Consider the following 18,183-nt stretch of genomic DNA (forward strand, 5'->3'; position numbering starts at 1 on the left):
CATGAACCGAACCGCCCCACATCCCCTGCTCGCCCCAAGCGGCCATCATCTGCTGCGTCTGGGCCGCTACAGCCTGCTGCTGCACCGACGCAGCATGGCCATCGCGCTGATCCTAGGCCTGCTGCTGATCGCCGTGGCTACCGCGATACTGGCGGCCGGCGACGACACCCTCACGCCCTGGAAAGCTCTGCAGGCGGCCTTGGGCCAGGGCGACGCGCTGCAGGTGTTTCTGATTCAGGAGCTGCGTCTGCCTCGGCTGATCGCCGGCCTGCTCAGTGGCGCAGCCCTCGGCGCGGCTGGCTGCCTGCTGCAGACCCTGGCGCGCAACCGTCTGGCCACGCCTGGGGTGATCGGCATCGACAACGGCGCCACCGCCTTCGCCGTCGCCTCCATCGTCGCCGTGCCCACCAGCCTGGCGCCCTCGGCCCTGGCCCTGAGCGGTGCTGCCACGGCGGCGGTGCTGACTTTCGCCCTGGCGGCCGGTGGTGGCGCTCGCGGCTATCGCTTCATCGTCGTCGGCATCGCCATAGGCGCGTTGTTCGGTGCACTGACCAACCTGATGCTGGCGCGTAGCGACATGGACGCTGCCAATGCTGCCTACCCCTGGACGGTGGGCAGTCTCAACGCGCGACCTGCCGATTCGGTACTGCTGCTCGGCATCGGCCTGGCAGCCGGCCTACCGCTGGCCAAGTTGCTGGCAAATGCCCTGAGCCTGATGCGTTTTTCCGACAGTGTCGCCATCGGTCTCGGCGTGCGCCTGCAACGCATGCGTTTGCTCACCCTGGCATTGTGCGTGTGGCTAACCGCACTGGCCGTCGCCGTCGTCGGCCCGGTCGGTTTGATCGCCCTGGCCGCACCGGAAATGGCCAGGCATCTGTGCAACCGCCACGGTGTCCCGGTGTTCAACGCGGCATTGTCCGGCGCACTGATGATGATCCTTGCCGACTGGCTTGGACGCACCCTGCTGGCGCCCATCGAGATCCCGGTTGGCATCATCGCCGCCGTGGTCGGCGGCCCCTACCTACTCTGGATTCTGCTGCGCCAGGTCCCACGGAGTTCGACATGAACCTGCTTTCCTCCCTGCTCGGCGACACTCGCCAGCCAGACGTACGCCTGGAAGCCCGCGACCTGAGCATGGGCTACGCCCAGGCCACCATCATCGACGACTTGAACCTGCTCATTCCCAGCGGCCAGGTCACGGCCATCGTCGGCCCCAATGGGTGTGGCAAATCCACCCTGCTCGCCGGCCTGGCGCGCCTGCACAAGCCCAGCGCCGGCCAGGTGCTGCTCGATGGCAAGGCCATCGGCAGTCTGCCCTCTCGGGAAGTGGCGCGCAGGCTTGCGCTGCTACCGCAGGATGCCAGTGCGCCGGACGGGCTGACGGTCAGCGAACTGATTCGTTTCGGCCGTCAGCCGCACCAGAGCCTGCTGCGCCAGTGGAGCGAAGAGGACCAGGCCATCGTCGAGGAGGCCCTGCTCGCCGCCGACCTGGTGGATCTGGCCGACCGCCCGCTGGAGTCGATGTCCGGCGGTCAGCGCCAGCGTGCCTGGATCGCCATGGCCATCGCCCAGGCCACGCCCCTGCTGCTGCTCGATGAACCCACCTCGGCGCTGGACCTGGGCCATCAGATCGAAGTGTTCGAGCTGATCCGCCAACTGACCGCCGCCGGCAAGACCATCGTCATGGTGGTACACGACCTCTCCAGCGCCTGTCGGTACGCCGATCACCTGATCGCCATGCACCAAGGGCACATCGTCGCCAGCGGCAGTCCCCAAGACATCGTCACCCCAGAGTTGGTCGAGCACCTGTATGGCGTGCGCTGCACGCTGCTACGTGATCCGTTCAGCGGTACACCGGTGATCGCCGGCGTGAGCAAGCTGACCTAGTCGAGAAACGTTATAGAAAGCGTCCAAATACGAAATCTTCTGAAAAAAATGTAGGAAATCAGCGCATCACTCTTTCGGATATTTCTCATACGATGATTTTTATTGTTTCAAATCAAAGGGTTGAATTGATCGGAGCGACTCACGGAAAGATCGTGAAAAAAATGGTGCCCTGAAGCAGGCAGATGTCTGGACTATCGTCCAAGTAACTCCATTTCAAACGGACTTGCCCATATGAAGCCCGCCATGAGGGTCGCAGCGCTTGCACTTCCGCTCTTCGCAGCCCCGGCTTTTTCGGCCGGCCAACTGCAAGGTCAACTGAACGTCCAGATCACCATCGGCACCGGCTGCACGGTGACCAACGGCACCGCGGGCGGCTCCAGCAATACCTTCGGATCGATTTCCTTCGGCAACTACAACGACCTCGCCAACCTGATCGACGGCCGCTCCTTCGGCAGTGCGGGCGGCAGCTCTTTCGGCCTGCAATGCAGCCTCGGTACCGCCTACAGCATCGCCTTGAACGCCGGGCAGAACGCCAGCGGCGGCCAAAGGCGCATGATCAATGCGGGTGCCTACGTGGCCTACAACCTCTATCAGAACAGCGGCCGCTCCCTGCCTTGGGGAGACGGCGGCGCCACAGGGTCGGTGCTTTCAGGTACCGGCACCGGCAACAACGAAGAGGTGATCGTCTACGGCCGGGTACCTTCTCAGACCACTCCAAGCCCCGGGACCTACACGGATACCGTTCAGGTCACCATCGCCTGGTAAGCACGCTGCATACGCTCAAGAGGACATCTCGCTCATCAGGGAGGACTCGTCATGCCACGCCTGATCGCCCTTCTCCTCATGCTCGCTCCAACGTTTGCGGCAGCAGTCGACAAGACTGCCACCATCGGCCTGAACGTCGAGGTCCTGCCGGCCTGTCAGGCAGGCAGCAACAGTGGTTCGGGCCTGAGCTTCGGCATCCTCGACTTCGGCACGCACCTCAGACTCGATAGCCTGATCACCCGCGTCGGCCAACCAGGGGCAGGTGCCCTGCGCATCAATTGCCAGCAAAGCATTCCCTACCGGGTACTGATCAATGCCGGTTATAGCGGCGCCGTCAACAATCGGCAGATGGTTGGTCCCGGCTCCGCCGTACTCGCCTACAACCTCTACACTGCTGCGGACTATGCCACCGTCTGGGACAACAGCACCGGAGTCAGCGCGATAGGCAATGGCCAGGACCAGTGGCTCCCCATCTATGCCCGCGTACCGGCGCAGAGCGCGCCACCGCCTGGCAGCTACAGCGATACCCTGACCGTCACGGTGAGTTGGTGATGCCGTGCCGGGACCATCCATTTGGGGTCACCAGCCTGCTCTGCCTGACCATCCTGGTCATCGCTACCGTGCCAGCGCACGGCGACACGGGCGTCAACGATCAGATCGTCAGCCAGAGCTTTCAGCTGCGCGCGGAGATCGTGCCTGGCTGCCTGCTCGGCGCCGGTGGCAGCGACGCGACATCGTTCGGCAGCATCTCGTTCGGCTCGATCAGCACCCTGCCCAGCAATCTGGACGCGGCCAGCACACCGGGCAATGGCTCCATCGTTCTGCAATGCTCGCCCGGTACGGCGGTATCCATTTCGCTCAATGCCGGCCTCAACGCCAGCAGCGTGGGTGGTGGCCGCTACCTGGCCCGAGGAGCCGAGCGCCTGCGCTACCAGCTTTACCAGGACGCAGCGCGCAGCCTCATCTGGGGCGACGGCAGCAACGGCGGCACACGCATGAGCGTCAACTTTCCGGTGGGCAGCGCCACCCAGACCTACACGGTCTACGCCCGTCTGTTCGCTGTCAGCCCGCTGCCCTCGGCTGGCATCTACACCGACACCATCACCGTGACCGTGAGTTATTGAGCCATGAGGACACGCATCCTTTTCGCCTGCGGCCTGACGCTAAGTACCTTGCTGGCGAGTCTTGCCGTGCAGGCAGCCAGCTCCATCCTGATCTGGCCGATCAATCCGTTGATAGAAGCGGATCGACAGAAATCAGCTGCGCTCTGGCTGGAGAACCGTGGCCTGGAACCGGTAGACCTACAGGTTCGCGTACTGGCCTGGGAGCAGAAGGGTTTCAAAGATCGCCTGACACCGCAGAAACAGGTCGTGGGCAGCCCACCGATGGCGACGCTACAACCTGGCAAGCGGCAACTGGTGAGGCTGGTCAACCTGGAGCCCCCAGGTCCCGGTGCGCTACGGTCCTACCGGGTGTTGATCGACGAAGTGCTGCCGCCACAACCGCAGCCATCGCAGCTCGGGGTGCAGTTTCAGATGCGCTATTCCGTACCGCTATTCGTGGTCGGACCAGGGGCGTATCTGGATGACGGCGCGCGAGAAGCGCCAGCACAGGGCCGAGCTCTGGCTCCCGATCTACGCTACCGCGTTGTCGAAGGCAGCGATGGTGCCTTCCTCTACCTGCGCAACATCGGTCCCGCACCGGCGCGGCTGTCACAGGTCAATCTGCTACGCGCCAGCGGCCCACAGTCAGTTGCACCAGGCCTACTGGGCTACGTGCTGCCTGACGCACAGATGCGCTGGCCCTTGCCCAACGGAGTACGCAGCGGCCAGGTGCAGGCTCGCATCAACGAACACCGCAAAGCGCAGACACTGGCTGCTGAGTAGCGCCCTGACGCTGCTGCTTGCGGCAATGCTGCTGTCAGGCCACCCGGCTCATGGCAACGATGAGGAACAGTTCGCTCAAGCTCAACTGCTCTATCTGGAATTGGTCGTCAATGAACTCTCCAGCGGCAAGGTGGTGGAAGTGAGAGAAAACCAGGGCCGGCTGTTCGCTCAACGCGACGATCTACTCGCCGCTGGCGTACGCCTGCCCTCCGAAACGATGCCCTGGATCGCACTCGACCGTATCGACGGCCTGCAAAGCGAGTATCAGCAGGAGAATCAACGCTTGCTGCTTACACTGCCAAGTGAATGGCTACCACATCAACGCTTCGGACCGAGCAGCCTGAGCGAGCAGATGGAGGCGCAAAGTGCGCTCGGCGCGCTATTCAACTATGACCTCTACTACAACCACACGGAGAACGCAGGCCACTACGCCAATACTTGGCTCGAGCAACGGGTGTTCGACGGATTCGGCATGATCTCGAATACCGGCGTCTATCGTCATAGTTTTTCCGGTCCGGCCTATCGCGACGGCTATACCCGCTACGACACCACCTGGCGCTTCAACGACCAGCAACGCATGCTCAGCCTCAGCGGTGGCGACCTGATTACCGGTGCCCTGACCTGGAACAGTGCGGTACGCGTGGGCGGCCTGCAGATTTCCCGCGATTTTTCCCTGCGCCCCGATCTGATCACCTACCCGCTGCCTCGCTTCGATGGCGACGCTGCGGTTCCCAGCACCCTGGACCTGTTCATCGACGACGCACGCATCGGCCAGCAGGAGCTGCGTCCCGGTCCCTTCACCCTGAACACCGTGCCCTATATCAGCGGAGCCGGTACGGCAACGCTGGTGACCACCGACGTACTAGGCCGCCAGGTCTCGACCACGGTACCGTTCTATGTAACCGACACCCTGCTGCGCCAGGGTCTCTCGGACTTTTCGCTGTCACTGGGCAAGCTGCGCCGCAACTACGGGGTGGAGGATTTTTCCTACGGCAGCCTGGTGAGCAGTGGCAGCCTGCGCTACGGCCTGACCGACAGCCTCACTCTGGAGAGCCATGCCGAGGTCGGTGCAGGTCTGCGCCAGGCCGGGGTCGGCACTACCGTTGGGCTCGGCCTGGCAGGGGCCCTGACGGGATCGGTGAGCCAGAGCAGTGGTATCGGTAACGGCCAGCAGTACAGCCTCGGTTACAGCTACTACGCCCGCCGCTTCGGTATCACCGCACAGCGCATCCAACGCACGCAGGACTATGCCGATCTCAGCGTAGCCCTAGCCCTGGATAGCGACCTGGCCGGCGGCCCGTTGAGCAAGATTCAGGACCAACTGACGTTCAGCTTCAGCCCGGAAGGCTTCGGCTCATTCGGCGTAGGCTACTTCGCCAGCGAAGATCACAGCGGGCGGCGCACACGCCTGGTTAACCTTTCCTGGTCACGGAGCCTATGGGGCAGCAGCAGCCTCTACCTGTCCTTCATTCGCCAGTTGGACGACGCCTCGCACGCCATCCAGGCGCAACTGGTCATCCCATTCGATCTGCACTCCACCCTGACCACCGGCGTCGAGCGAGACAGCAACGGCAATCAACGCGTACGAGCCAACTACAGTCGCAACCCGCCGAGCGACGGCGGCCTGGGCTGGAACCTGGGTTACGCGGGCGGTGACACTCAATATCGCCAGGCCGACCTGACCTGGCGCACCCAGCATGCGCAGGTGCAGGCCGGAGTCTATGAAAATGAGGGCACTGCCACCCAATGGGGTGGTGTCAGCGGCTCGCTGGTAGCCATGCAGGGGCAGGTGTTCGCCAGCAACCGCATCGACGACGCCTTCGTCCTGGTCAGTACCGACGGCTACTCGAATGTACCGGTGCGCTACGAGCACCAGTTACTCGGCCGCACCGATTCTGCCGGCTACCTACTGGTGCCCTGGGTGCCGTCCTACTATCCCGGCCAGTACGAAGTCGACCTGCTGGATCTACCCAGCAATCTGCAACTTGCCGAGACGCAACAGCGCATCGCCGTGCATCAGGGCAGCGGCGCCCTCCTCGCGTTCCCCATGGTGATGAGCCTCTCAGCCAGCATCCAGTTGGTCGACGGCACGGGTGCACCTTTGCCACGCGGCACCCAGGTGCTGCATCGCCCCAGTGGTCAACGCACCTACATTGGCTGGGATGGTCAGCTGTATTTCGAAGGCCTGTCCAGGGACAACCAGTTGGAGGCTAGCCTGGCCGATGGCAGCCGCTGCAGCAGCCAGTTCTCGCTGGATGACACGGCGGTAGAAATGGCCGTGATTGGCCCACTTGCCTGCCTGCGTGAAGAGGCTCAGCCATGATCCGCGGGCTGAGCCTCTTCGTTCTGATCGCCTGCACCCTGGCCACCGGCGCGGCACACGCCTGTAGCACCTATACGGCCTCGGCCAACCTGGGCAGCACCAACTCTCTGACGCTACGTACCAGCCAGCAATCAACCGCCGCTGGGGCCGGCCTGTCCTGTCCCGGGGTGCTTCAAGCGCTGACCAGTGCCTACGTCAGAGTGACGTTGCAAAATACAGGCTCTCTGGTACTGAGCGATGGCAAGGGTAACCAGATCCCTTTCCAGGTCTACCGGGATGCGGGCTACAACCAGGCGTTGGTAGCCGGCCAGGCACAGCAACTCGACGCAATCAACCTGCTGGCACTAGGCACCAGCAACAGCGCAATAGGTCTGTACTTTCGAACCAACCCTGGGCCTAACGTACCAGCAGGCACCTACACAGCCACCTTGAGCCTTCGTTGGGACTGGGCCATCTGTACGCTGGGGCTGATCGACCTCTGCTCATGGAGCCGCAGCCCAGGCCTCACTCAGCCTTGCCTGGCAATCTGTGGCCCGCCTAATAACTGGGGCACGGGCTCTCTCGCTACAGTGACCATCACCCTGGTGGTCAGCAAGGCCTGTCGTATCGATACCTTGCCCAATGTCGACTTCGGTGCCAACGCCCTGATCAGTCAGTTCAGCGCGCAACAACGTACCTTTGCCGTCACTTGCACCAACACCGAGGGCTACACGCTGAGTTTCGACAATGGGCAGAACTACCAGGCGCCATGGCGGCGATTGCGTAGCGGCAGTCAGTACATCCGCTACAACCTCTACCACAATGCCAGCAGCCTGATCTGGAATGCCGCCTCGCCACTGACGGCCAGCGGCACGGGCAATTCGCAAACCTTCACCTACCAGGCCATTCTTGATCCGGGGCAGGCCAATGCCCCCGTCGGCGTGTATACGGATAACGTCCTGTTGATCATCAACTATTGAGGCGCTACCAGTAGATCACCAGTGTCGAGCCTGCATCCTCAACGGACTGCACGGCCACTGAGGACGTCTCTGCAGTGCGGGTCAACGGCACGGTGTGTCCGTCAGTATCGCGCACCTGATAGGCAGCATGCTCACAACCACGCTCGCTCAGATGCACGGCCGCTGCATCGCTTCGCGTAGCCAGCTCACAGCGCTTGAGAATGGTCAGGCTGATCTGCAACTGCCCGCTGACCTGCTCAGCGAGAGTGGAGTTGGCAGCAGCGCACAGCACGCTGGCCGCGCATAGGGCAAGGAATCGGTGAAGCGACATGACGGGTTCTACGGTAAGGATGGCCTGCTGGGGTGAAGGTCAAGATCCATCCGTAGAAGCGGTCACGCATTCGACATGGGGCCGCAGGGAGAGAGAATACGGTGATATCACATTGAAATCACCCCGATTCCGACGAACGCCGATTCATCCCAGGGATTGGGCGACGAAACGCTTGCCCGGCGCCACGATCTGCTCCTGCGCGACCACCAGCGGCAGGTCGCGAGCACCGTCTTCGGTCTGCCCGACCAGCGCATAGAGCGTTGCCGTGGCCAGCTCCAGTGCTTGCGGCAGCGCCTGGCCTGCCAGCAGCCGGCCCAGCAGCGTGGCCGAGAATACGTCGCCCATGCCGTTGGGCAAGGGGTGCAGCGCCAGACGCGGCGTCGTCACCAGCCAGGCACCCTCACCGTTCACCGCCAGCGTGCCCAGTTCGCTATCGGGGATATCCGGCGTCGCCAGGCTGGTCACGATCACCACATCCGGCCCGCGCCCGCGCAATTGTCTGGCAATCTTCACCGCGTCCTGCAGGTCGGCCGGTTTCGAGCCGGTGAGCAGTTCGAACTCGAATTGGTTCGGTGTGATGATGTTGGCGAAAGGAATGGCCTGGTCACGCAGGAAATCGGGAATCGCCGGGTTGACGAATACGCCGCGCCCGACGTCGCCCATCACCGGGTCGCACAGATAACGCACGGCCGGATTGTGCTGGCGAATCTCCCCCACTGCCTCGAGAATCACCCGCCCCGTATCGGCATCACCCAGGTACCCGGAAAGAACCGCGGACAACCGTGGCAACACGCCGCGTTCACGCAGCCCGAGCAACACCTCGCGCACGTGCTCGGCGCCGAACACCTGGCCGCGGAACTGGCCATAGCCGGTGTGGTTGGAGAACTGCACGGTGTGAATCGGCAGCACCTCGAAACCGAGCCGCTGCAATGGAAAAACCGCTGCGGCATTGCCGACATGCCCCCAGGCGACATGCGACTGAATGGACAGTACTAGGGGCGGTAGCGTGGCGCTCATGGAGGTCTCTGCAGGCTGAAGGCAATGTGGCAGGGATTATTTGCCACGCGGCACGACCCTGTCACGCAGACGTATAGCCTCAGGTTACCGGCCATAATGCACGAGCAAGACGTAGCCGAGCACAGCGGCCAGGGCCAGCCAGATCAGGATGATCACCACGCCTGCCAGACGACTCACCGGACGCGGTGACTGTGCTTGCTCTCGCTCCAAGGCCTGTTGCCGGCATTCGTACAGCACATCGGCCGGCATCAGGCGGATCGCCAGTCAGAGGCCTAGCGGCAGCAGGATCGGGCCATCTCCGGCGTAACGCATCAGGATCGCAAACGGCTGACCGGCGACAGCCCGCTGGCCGGTAACCGCCTGGGCAAGCTGGCGACTGCCACGCTGCTTGAAGAAGTCGCCGCACAGTAGGCATCAGCCTGCCTCGGCCGTGTAATGGTCAGCCCAACAGCTGGGAGGTTTCCGCTAGGAAGCTGTAGCAGGCGGCCCTCACACTCGGGTCGTCTGCGCCCATTCGACCCGATTGCGCCCCGCCGTCTTGCCGCGATACAGCGCGGCGTCGGCATGCTGCAAGGCCAAGTCGAATGCCTGCGCGGCGTTGAAGGCATCCGCTACGCCAATGGTGGCCGTGCAACGGATCGCTTGTTTCTCACCGCTGGCCGGCACCGCACTGAGCTCGATCGCAGCACGTATGCGTTCAGCCAGCTGCCTGGCACCGGCCTCGTCCGTTTCCAGCGCGACGACCACGAACTCCTCGCCCCCAAGACGGCAAACCAGATCGCCCTGGCGAGCGGTAGACGTGAGCACGTCAGCGACGTGACACAGGACCAAATCGCCCACCTTGTGGCCATGGGTGTCATTGATGTTCTTGAAATGATCGATATCGACGATCAGCAGGTATGCAGGGCTGGCCGCGCGCAGGTGAAATTGCGCTTCCAGCGCATCCATCAGCCCACGTCGGTTCAGCAGCCGGGTGAGCGGATCGTGAGCCGCCAGGCTGCGCAGTTCATCGGTCAGGCGGCGCAGCACCAGCCAGACCGCACATGGCGGCAACACGGTCGCCAGGAATGACATGTAGATATAGAAGATCTTCTGGAAGCCACGGCTCATATCCAGCGCCGCCATCCCGCCATTGACGATCATCACGAACTTCATGGCATTGAGCACGCAGATACCGCCGATCAGCACGGCGAACACGATCATCTCGACATGCAGGTCCCTGGCAAAGGTTCGCATGCCGTACAGCACGGCTACCGTCATGATCAGAAAGAGCGACGCGCAGGCTCCGGCCAGCAGCGCATGGCGTGCCTCGGAGCCGAACAATCCCTGCGTCAGCAACTGCAGCCCCGTGTAGACGACCATCAGTATTAGCAGCGGACGCAACACCGGGGTCGGACGATCAAAAAAACGCATGGCCCCCAGGACGTAAGCGACAGGAGCAGCGAGCGTCAGCGTATGGTTGACCAGGCTCATCGGCCCCCAGTCCGGCGGGCCATCGACCAATTGCAGGATATAGGCAAGCCCAAGCAGAAGATTGCCCAGCGCAAAGACTTCCATGCCCATCGTCTTGCCGTTCAGCCGCCTACTGATCAGCAGGAACATCAAGGAAAAGCAGAGCAAATGCACGCAGAGCATGCTGAGGATGACGGTAGTGACCATGGACTCGCGCAAAATGAGAGGTAGCAACAGGCCGATGGATCGGCGCCTCGATAGCGCGCCCTCACTTCCCTCAGCATTCCAGAACGCATTCTGGCTTGGCTATTCAAGTCTATAAAGCGTGGCGTACAGCCAGCGAAGGCAATCTGCCATCCACTCGTCCAAAAGCATAGCGACGGCGAGTCGAACCTGCGCTGATCCACGAGCCTGCGCCAGCAATCCCCGCCGTTCACGCCACGAGTGCGGAGTGCAGTTTGTCGGGCCGAAATCGCATAACGATGAATTCGTCCCATTATTGCTACTCGCGCCATACGCTGCCGCCCCGCTATCCGTTCGGCTGCGCTAGCGTCAGGGCACCCCATAGTGCAATCGAGTACAAGGAGGTTCCATGTCGATCAAGGCTCTTCGCGCTCTGCCAATGCTAGCCAGCTTGGTTCTCGTCGGTTGCGTCGGCAGCCCCATGGAGCGGGCCATACCCAACATCCCCGGGCTGATCGCGAAGAACTCCTGGCCTGGCAAGCCGGCCTCGGAAGCCATTGCACAGTATGGCGAACCGCACGTAATCAAAGACCTCGGCGACGGTCGCCAGCAATACCTGTGGTTCGATAACTGGAATCAGAGTTGGGAAGAACTCTCTGCCAGTTACGTCGCCCCCGGCCCAGGCGGCTGGTACCGCTACAACGAATATTCGACGCGTACACGCCACTACAGTTGCTCAGTGATGATGGACATCGACGAGAACAAGATCGTCCAGCGCTTCGACTACCACGACAACATTCGCGGTGCCTGCAGCAACTACTTCAGCCTTTAAGGCTGGGCCGGCGAAAAAAGAACGCTGAGTCGGCCAAGCCAACTCGGCGCTCAATACAGACCGTGATCTACGGTGCACTACTGCGGCACAGAAAGAGCCACAGGCTAAAGAAGCCAATCACCGACCTATAGGCGGCCGGATCGCCTGCCACCTGGCCGGCGATGGGGCCTTGGTGCACACAGCAAACTCTAGGTGATGACTGGCTTCAGTCGACTGGACTCAGAAAGCCGGCAATACCGCACCCTCGTAACGTTTCTCGATGAACGCCTTAACTTCAGGGCTGGTCAACGCCGCGGAGAGCTTCTTGATAGCCTCGCTGTCCTGATTGTCCGGACGAGCCACCAGATAATTGACGTAGGGAGAGTCGCTGCCTTCGATCGCCAGTGCATCGCGCTTGGGATTGAGCTTGGCTTCCAGTGCGTAGTTGGTGTTGATCAGCGCCAGGTCGACCTGATTCAACACGCGCGGCACAGTGGCAGCCTCCAGTTCACGGAACTTGAATTTGCGCGGGTTATCGACGATGTCACGCGGCAGCGACTGAGCGCTGTTGGGATCCTTGAGGCTCAGCAAGCCAGCCTTCTGCAACAGGAGCAGCGCACGCCCTGTGGTGCTGACATCGTTGGGAATGGCAATGGTGGCGCCATCCGGCAGCTCATCCAGAGACTTGTACTTGGTCGAATACGCGCCGAAGGGTTCGACATGTACGCCCTGCACGATCACCAGTTCAGAACCACGCTGGGCGTTGAAGCTGTCCAGGTAGGGTTTGGTCTGAAAGTAGTTGGCATCCAGATTCTTCTGGCTGACCTGCAGGTTGGGTTGTACGTAATCGGTAAAGACCTTGATATCGAGATCCACGCCTTGCTTGGCCAGTTCGGGCTTGATCAGTTCAAGAATTTCGGCGTGCGGCACCGGCGTGGCGGCCACGCTCAGCTTTTCGCCGGCATGAGCCAGGGAAGCAGTCAGGGCAGCGGCCAGGGCAGTCAACAGCAGGGTCTTCTTCATGATGTCCTTGTTCTCGGTTCATGGCGCCGGCTGGATCGACAGGCCAGCGCGTTTGGCAGATACCAGGCGGATACGCCGGGCTGAGCGTGACAGTACGAAGAAATATTTATTCCACAAAATACCTATTAATTATTTTCTTATTCCAAAAATAATAATCGACGAATGAAATCACTGCCGTCGTCACTAGGAACGGTAGACCAAAGCGCAACCATGTGCCTTGGCATGGGATGCAACGGGCTACGGTGCAGCGGGATAGGTGGAGGTATATCGATACTTGATCCATGTGTGGCGCTTGATGCTTGAATGAGCATCCGTCTCGCCCAAGGTCTTATCGTTTACCTTGAAATCAAAGCCCGCTTTTGCAGGATCTAGTCAATCCGACAGGCATGACGAAAACGTCGGCATAAGCACCCGACTTCCGCGCTTGACTCTGCCCCTAGGGGCACACTGCATGCTACCGGCTCCATTTCAGATCGGAGTTGAATAGTTGATGAGTGCGTTATCGATGGTCACCGGTGCCAATGGGCACCTGGGCAACAACCTGGTTCGGCAGTTGCTCGGCCGTGGGCAGGCGGTACGCGCCGGCGTTCGTGATCCCGCTGGTTGTTCAGCATTGCACGGATTGGGCTGCGAAGTGGTGCGCGCAGAACTGCAGGACATCGACTCCCTGCGCCAGTCGCTACAAGGAGTCGATGTGCTATATCAGGTCGCCGCCGTGTTCAAACATTGGGCGAAAGACCCGCAAGCCGAGATCATCGAGCCCAATGTGCAGGGCACGCGCAATATCCTGCGTGCCGCCGCCGACGCCGGCGTGCGCCGCATCGTCTATGTCAGCTCCGTCGCCGCGGTGGGCCACGACGGCCAGTATCTGGATGAAGCGGTTTGGAATGACGACCAGCAGAATCCCTACTACCTCTCTAAGATTCTCTCCGAGCGCAGCGCCTGGGAGGCAGCGCAGGCCCAAGGCCTGTCGATGGTTGCGGTATTGCCCTCGGCGATCATCGGCCCCCATGCCGAACGCCTTACCGACACCATGGGTTTTCTCACTGCCGTGCTGGCCCGCAAACTGGTGCTGGACCCGGATTTCCATTTCAACTTCGTCGATGTGCGGGATGTCGCCGAAGGCATGATCAACGCGGCCGAACGAGGTCGCCCAGGCCAACGCTACATACTCGCCAACCGCGAGTCTTCGTCATTGGGTGAAGTGATCGCCGCGCTCGATACGCTCCGCCCCGGGCAAAGTCTACCGCCACGCGCACCCAAGGCCCTGCTGCTATCGATCGCCCTGCTGCAAACATGGCGTGCACGCCTGACTGGCCGGCCAGCCGAGTTGCTGTCTAGTCAGGTGCGGATGTTCCATGGTGTGCGCCAGCGGTATTGCATCGACAAGGCAGTCGGCGAACTGGATTACCGGCCGCGCTCGCCACAGGTGGCCCTCAGGCAGGCGTTCGAGTACCTGCTGTCGCGTTGACTGCGGGCGCGAACTGCCGGTTTATCTGCGCCTGCAACTCGGTCAGGCGCTGCTCCTGAAGTTGCAAGGCCTGTATCTGGGCTTGCAGCTCCTGGCGCTTGGCTTCGATGCCCTGATTGGCGAGCGCCAGCAGAAAAGGCGCGTCATGCTGCTTGGCTGCCAGCAGCTCGCTCATCTCCCCCAGCTTGAAGCCCACGGCCTGGGCCGTGCGAATCATCTGCAGCAAGGTCAGGTGGTAAGGCGTGTAGCGTCGGTAACTGCCAAGACGCTGCGGATTGATCAGCCCCATCTGCTCGTACAAACGAATGGCTTTGGGCGTGCATCCTGACAACTTCGCCACTTCAGCGATGTACATGTACAGCCCCATAAGCGTTCTATTAAGGGTGAGAGCTTAATGGCTACCTAGTGAAACTGTCTTCAGGTCAGGGGGCCGACGTTCGCAAATGGCAGAAACCGGCCATGAGCAGACATCCGTACAGTTATTGTTCTACGTTGAACGGCCCCACGAAGATTTTATTTGTCGAGAGAGAAGAATATTGCGGTTGCCGCAGCCAATTCACCTGGCTCATCTGCGCCATTGATAAACATGACACCTCCGCCTAGTAAGTCTGCTGGTCGGCAAGCCCATCAATCACCTGCTCTGTTATCTCGCCGAGAGCCACTAGAGGATCCTCAGGTAATTCACCAAGAATCAGCAGCCTCGCACCTGCATCCTCGGTTGCATTCGCCACGGCCTTTTCCACGGGTCGACTCGTCAAGACCAAGCGCACCTCATTGTCCCGAATTGCGGACTTGAGCAACTCGAGTGACGCACCAGCATCCGAATCGGACGTCGATGGAGGCAGCACCTCGATCACGTCGAGATTGAGGCTGCTCGTAAGGTATTCGAACCCCGGCGACAGGCTGATCACACTGAGACTATCCAGCTCAGCCAATCGACTTTCGCTCACTGCGCTCAAGCTCAATAGGCGTTGCTTGATATCCGCCAGGTTGCTCGCTATCTGCTTCGCATCATTAGGGCTCAAACGCACCAAATCGGCAGCGATCACATCAGCCATTCGGCCAAGGTTGTTGATGCTCAACCATGGCCGTTCCTCCAGTGTGTTGCTGCCCGCAGAGGTCAGCGCGATGCCTGGTAACGCACCGTCCACTGGGCGTGCCGCATCTATTTCGACGATACGGATATTGCTGCGCCTCGCCATAGGATAAAGCGGATCCTCCGGCCATAAGGATCGCACGGCAATCACCGCGTCAGCGCTGCTCGCCGCTTTCTCCAGAGCACCGGCGCCGCGCCCCGTAAAGAAAGATACCTGGCGGCTGGCCGGCAGGTTGGCAGGCGCTGCACGCACGACCTGTGCCTCTGCGCCTTGCAGGAGAATGGAGCCGAGACCGTAGGTGATCGGCAGGCTGGCGAGTACCCGCACAGGCTCACCAGCAGCCGTCATCGAGGCAACGAGTAAAGCACCAATAGCAGCGGTGAGATTGACGAGAACTTTGTTCATCCCAGATTCCCTTTGAGACTTGGCAACAAGCTGCGGGCGATAGCGGCAACGGCGAAGACGATGCCAGCCATGATGATGATCGATGCACCGGACGGCACCGGCAGTTCGAGGGCGATAGGAAGAAAGATACCGATCAAGGTACAGAAGGTGGCTATCAGTACTGATAGCCAGAAGAAGCCTTTCAATGACTGGCTTAGCAAGCGAGCAGCGGCGGCTGGAATCACCAGCAGCGCACCGACGAGAATGGCTCCGATGACTTTGACCGCAGCCACCGTGACCAGCGCCACCAGCATGACGAACAGATAGTCCAACGGCTTGACCGCAACACCGCGCACACTGGCAAGCTGCGGGTTGAAACTGGCCAGCATGAAGCGGTTGTACATCGGTATGGTCAGAGCCACCACCAGCAGTGAGACCAGGGTCAGCACCGCAAGATCCTGGGCGTTGACCGTCAGCACCGAGCCGAACAGCACGTTCTCCAGGATATGGATATTGATACGCCCGGCCAGCACCAGCAGGAGGCTGGCGCCCACTGCCAGCGACACGGATAGGAACACACCAATTAAAGTGTCCGGCGATAAACCCGTGCGGTTACGCAGGTAGTTGAGCAGCAGACCGAACAGCAGGCAGTAACCAAACAGGCTGCCATAAGGGCCTGTGTAGGGTTCGCCGAGCAGGATGCCGATTGCCACGCCGGTCAGCGCTGCGTGGCCGACCGCTTCGGAGAAGAAGGCAAAGCGCTTGACTACCACCAGGGTTCCCAGGCCGCCAAGCACCGGGCCGATCAGCAAGCCAGCGAACAAGGCATTGACAACGAAACCGTAGGCCAACGCCTCGGGCAGATAACCGGCACCGGCCCAGCCCTGAATCAGCAGGCGCAGTTGCTCGAAGAACGCGCTCATACGCCGCCCTCCCCGCCAGCCGGCGGATGGCTGGCAAACAGTTGCAACAGCCTGTCCGGCTTCAGCGCTACCTGAGGCGTATCGTCGAACAACACACGACGATTCAGACCGGTGACGCGATCGGCCAGACGCCCGACTGCTTGCAGGTCGTGTTCCACCCAGAGCACGGTCACACCCGACCGGCGCCAGTCGCTCAGCAAGCGTTCGAACACCTGCATGCCGGGCTCATCCAGGGCGGCCATGGGCTCATCCAGGATCAACAGTTGCGCTGCCGGCACCAAACCCTGGGCCAGCAATACGCGCTGGCGCTCGCCACCGGACAATGCGCCCATACGCCGCTTGCGCTTGTCCAGCATGCCCACGCGTGCCAGTGCCTCTTCGATGGCCGGAGCATGGCGCCGTGACAGACCAAGAAAGGCCGGTCGCATCTGGCACATGGCGGCCATGAAGTCGTCCACCGTCATCGGCAGACTGCGATCGAACTCCAATGCCTGAGGCACGTAGCCGATGACGCCTGGCGCACCCGGCCAATCCAGGCTCAACTCACCACGGTGCGGCATCTGCCCGAGCAGGGTCTTGATCAGCGAACTCTTGCCGCCACCGTTGGGTCCGACCAGCGCATGCACGCTACCGGCACGCACCTGAAAGGAGATGCGCTCAAGAATACGCGTACGGCCAAGTTCGAGACTGACGTCGGCGAAGTCGATCGAGGGGCCAGCCGCGACAGGAAAGGCTTCGACGGCGGTCATGCACCATTCTCCTGGATCGCGCGCACCACGGTATCGAGGTTGCGGGTCATCTCCTCCTCGTACTTGCGTGGGGTGTACTCACCGTAGGAAATATGCGTGAGCGGATACAGGTGAACACCGGACTCACGCTGGATGGTCTCGACGTAGGTCGAGGGGAAATCCATTTCCGAGAAGATCACCTGCACGTCCAGCTCCTTGAGCTGGTCGATGGTCTTCTTCAACTGGCTCGGGCTCGGCTCGATACCGTGCGCAGGCTCAACCACCGCCGTCACTTCCAGGCCGAACTCACGCAGCAGGTAGTCGTAGGCGCCATGAATGGTGGCAACACGCAGCTCGGCCCCGTTCTCTTGGCTGAGTCGCCCCAGCGCATCGGCACGTAGCGAGCGCAGGCGCTTACCGTATGCACGGGCATTCTGCCGATAGGCTTTGGCGTTATCCGGGTCGAGCTTGCCCAGTTCACGGGCAATGGTATTGACCTGCGCGATGGACGCGCTGATGGACAGGAAGGTGTGCGGGTTGACCACCTTGCCCGCACCGCGCGCCGCCTGGCCAGTAGCCGCGAGCAAGGGCACGCCGGCATTGGCCTCGATCAACGCCACATCCGGTTTCTCGCTGGCAGCGATCATGCGTTCGGCGAAATCATCGTGGCCCACGCCATTGAGCACCACCACATCCAGTCCACCAATACGCTTGATGTCCTCGGCACGCGGTTCATAGGCATGCGGATTGAAGCCGGCGGGAATCAGCGGCACCACCTCGGCCTGGTCGCCGACGATGTTGCTGACGTAGCTGTAATAGGGATGCAGAGTGATGCCGATGCGTAGGCGCTTGCCCTCGGCAGCATTGACCAGGCAAGGCAGCACTGCTGCGCCAACACAGATAAGGGCGGCAGCCAGCAGGCGGCGACGCAATGGGGAGCGATGAAGGGTCGACATGAGCAAAT

20 protein-coding genes and 1 pseudogene are annotated in these 18,183 nt (G+C 61.4%); 11 read left to right on the forward strand and 10 right to left on the reverse strand.

The genetic code is table 11. The features are described from left to right. The first annotated feature begins 1 nt into the window (after nucleotide 1). The 8 genes from EL191_RS13245 (at nucleotide 2) to EL191_RS13280 (ending at nucleotide 7,820) form a co-directional block, all read left to right on the forward strand. Nucleotides 2-1,066: a FecCD family ABC transporter permease gene (locus EL191_RS13245; protein ID WP_041978865.1), complete on the forward strand. Its 1,065-nt coding sequence runs from the start codon at nucleotides 2-4 to the stop codon at nucleotides 1,064-1,066. Further along, nucleotides 1,063-1,887, forward strand: coding sequence for an ABC transporter ATP-binding protein (locus EL191_RS13250; protein ID WP_041978862.1), 825 nt, complete (start codon nucleotides 1,063-1,065; stop codon nucleotides 1,885-1,887). The genes EL191_RS13245 and EL191_RS13250 overlap by 4 nt, the downstream gene beginning before the upstream one ends. 231 nt (nucleotides 1,888-2,118) lie before the next feature. Beyond that, nucleotides 2,119-2,652 (forward strand): Csu type fimbrial protein, encoded by a 534-nt coding sequence (locus EL191_RS13255; protein ID WP_232005478.1) that lies wholly within the window; start codon nucleotides 2,119-2,121, stop codon nucleotides 2,650-2,652. A gap of 51 nt (nucleotides 2,653-2,703) precedes the next feature. Then, nucleotides 2,704-3,204 carry a Csu type fimbrial protein gene (locus tag EL191_RS13260; protein ID WP_041978860.1) on the forward strand — a complete coding sequence of 167 codons (501 nt, stop codon included), beginning with the start codon at nucleotides 2,704-2,706 and terminating at the stop codon, nucleotides 3,202-3,204. Continuing rightward, a complete protein-coding gene (locus tag EL191_RS13265; protein ID WP_041978858.1) occupies nucleotides 3,204-3,776 on the forward strand; it encodes a Csu type fimbrial protein in 573 nt (190 codons plus the stop codon). Before EL191_RS13260 ends, EL191_RS13265 begins: the two co-directional genes overlap by 1 nt. A gap of 3 nt (nucleotides 3,777-3,779) precedes the next feature. Then, the gene (locus EL191_RS13270) at nucleotides 3,780-4,538 is read left to right on the forward strand and encodes a fimbrial biogenesis chaperone (RefSeq protein WP_041978856.1); all 759 of its coding nucleotides are present in this window, start codon (nucleotides 3,780-3,782) and stop codon (nucleotides 4,536-4,538) included. Between the two features lie 25 nt (nucleotides 4,539-4,563). Then, nucleotides 4,564-6,861 carry a fimbria/pilus outer membrane usher protein gene (locus EL191_RS13275; RefSeq protein ID WP_017362959.1) on the forward strand — a complete coding sequence of 766 codons (2,298 nt, stop codon included), beginning with the start codon at nucleotides 4,564-4,566 and terminating at the stop codon, nucleotides 6,859-6,861. Then, nucleotides 6,858-7,820, forward strand: coding sequence for a Csu type fimbrial protein (locus EL191_RS13280; RefSeq protein ID WP_013715815.1), 963 nt, complete (start codon nucleotides 6,858-6,860; stop codon nucleotides 7,818-7,820). The genes EL191_RS13275 and EL191_RS13280 overlap by 4 nt, the downstream gene beginning before the upstream one ends. Before the next feature lie 4 nt (nucleotides 7,821-7,824). On the opposite strand, the gene EL191_RS13285 is transcribed toward EL191_RS13280, so the two are convergent. The 3 genes from EL191_RS13285 to EL191_RS13295 all read right to left on the reverse strand — a co-directional run bounded on the left by EL191_RS13285 (nucleotide 7,825) and on the right by EL191_RS13295 (nucleotide 9,396). Next, on the reverse strand, nucleotides 7,825-8,130 hold the full coding sequence (locus EL191_RS13285) for a hypothetical protein (protein WP_017362958.1): 306 nt from the start codon (nucleotides 8,128-8,130) through the stop codon (nucleotides 7,825-7,827). Nucleotides 8,131-8,274: 144 nt separating this feature from the next. Beyond that, nucleotides 8,275-9,147 (reverse strand): pyridoxal kinase PdxY, encoded by an 873-nt coding sequence (pdxY, locus tag EL191_RS13290; RefSeq protein ID WP_013715817.1) that lies wholly within the window; start codon nucleotides 9,145-9,147, stop codon nucleotides 8,275-8,277. 84 nt (nucleotides 9,148-9,231) lie between these two features. Beyond that, nucleotides 9,232-9,396: a hypothetical protein gene (locus EL191_RS13295; protein ID WP_174447359.1), complete on the reverse strand. Its 165-nt coding sequence runs from the start codon at nucleotides 9,394-9,396 to the stop codon at nucleotides 9,232-9,234. Nucleotides 9,397-9,447: 51 nt separating this feature from the next. On the opposite strand from EL191_RS13295, the pseudogene EL191_RS24580 reads away from it, so the two are divergent. Next, nucleotides 9,448-9,558: pseudogene (locus tag EL191_RS24580) on the forward strand (glyoxalase III HchA); the annotation flags it as partial. Nucleotides 9,559-9,636: 78 nt separating this feature from the next. Here EL191_RS24580 and EL191_RS13305 read toward each other — a convergent pair. After that, complete coding sequence (locus EL191_RS13305) at nucleotides 9,637-10,806, reverse strand: GGDEF domain-containing protein (protein WP_041978852.1); 1,170 nt, start codon at nucleotides 10,804-10,806, stop codon at nucleotides 9,637-9,639. A gap of 385 nt (nucleotides 10,807-11,191) precedes the next feature. On the opposite strand from EL191_RS13305, the gene EL191_RS13310 reads away from it, so the two are divergent. After that, a complete protein-coding gene (locus tag EL191_RS13310; RefSeq protein ID WP_041978850.1) occupies nucleotides 11,192-11,614 on the forward strand; it encodes a hypothetical protein in 423 nt (140 codons plus the stop codon). Between the two features lie 219 nt (nucleotides 11,615-11,833). On the opposite strand, the gene EL191_RS13315 is transcribed toward EL191_RS13310, so the two are convergent. Continuing rightward, nucleotides 11,834-12,616: a MetQ/NlpA family ABC transporter substrate-binding protein gene (locus EL191_RS13315; RefSeq protein ID WP_013715823.1), complete on the reverse strand. Its 783-nt coding sequence runs from the start codon at nucleotides 12,614-12,616 to the stop codon at nucleotides 11,834-11,836. Between the two features lie 505 nt (nucleotides 12,617-13,121). On the opposite strand from EL191_RS13315, the gene EL191_RS13320 reads away from it, so the two are divergent. Continuing rightward, entirely contained in the window at nucleotides 13,122-14,087 is a 966-nt protein-coding gene (locus EL191_RS13320; RefSeq protein WP_041978847.1) for an NAD-dependent epimerase/dehydratase family protein, read from the forward strand. Here EL191_RS13320 and EL191_RS13325 read toward each other — a convergent pair. The 5 genes from EL191_RS13325 to EL191_RS13345 all read right to left on the reverse strand — a co-directional run bounded on the left by EL191_RS13325 (nucleotide 14,053) and on the right by EL191_RS13345 (nucleotide 18,175). Continuing rightward, entirely contained in the window at nucleotides 14,053-14,442 is a 390-nt protein-coding gene (locus tag EL191_RS13325; protein WP_041979544.1) for a MerR family transcriptional regulator, read from the reverse strand. The genes EL191_RS13320 and EL191_RS13325 overlap by 35 nt on opposite strands. A 244-nt stretch (nucleotides 14,443-14,686) precedes the next feature. Further along, on the reverse strand, nucleotides 14,687-15,589 hold the full coding sequence (locus EL191_RS13330; protein ID WP_041978844.1) for a metal ABC transporter solute-binding protein, Zn/Mn family: 903 nt from the start codon (nucleotides 15,587-15,589) through the stop codon (nucleotides 14,687-14,689). After that, nucleotides 15,586-16,491, reverse strand: a complete 906-nt coding sequence (locus EL191_RS13335; protein WP_041978842.1) for a metal ABC transporter permease — start codon at nucleotides 16,489-16,491, stop codon at nucleotides 15,586-15,588. Before EL191_RS13335 ends, EL191_RS13330 begins: the two co-directional genes overlap by 4 nt. Next, complete coding sequence (locus tag EL191_RS13340) at nucleotides 16,488-17,240, reverse strand: metal ABC transporter ATP-binding protein (RefSeq protein ID WP_041978840.1); 753 nt, start codon at nucleotides 17,238-17,240, stop codon at nucleotides 16,488-16,490. Before EL191_RS13340 ends, EL191_RS13335 begins: the two co-directional genes overlap by 4 nt. Further along, nucleotides 17,237-18,175, reverse strand: a complete 939-nt coding sequence (locus tag EL191_RS13345; RefSeq protein ID WP_041978838.1) for a metal ABC transporter substrate-binding protein — start codon at nucleotides 18,173-18,175, stop codon at nucleotides 17,237-17,239. Before EL191_RS13345 ends, EL191_RS13340 begins: the two co-directional genes overlap by 4 nt. Between the last annotated feature and the right edge of the window lie 8 nt (nucleotides 18,176-18,183).

The organism is Pseudomonas mendocina, from assembly GCF_900636545.1.
Taxonomy (GTDB): domain Bacteria; phylum Pseudomonadota; class Gammaproteobacteria; order Pseudomonadales; family Pseudomonadaceae; genus Aquipseudomonas; species Aquipseudomonas mendocina.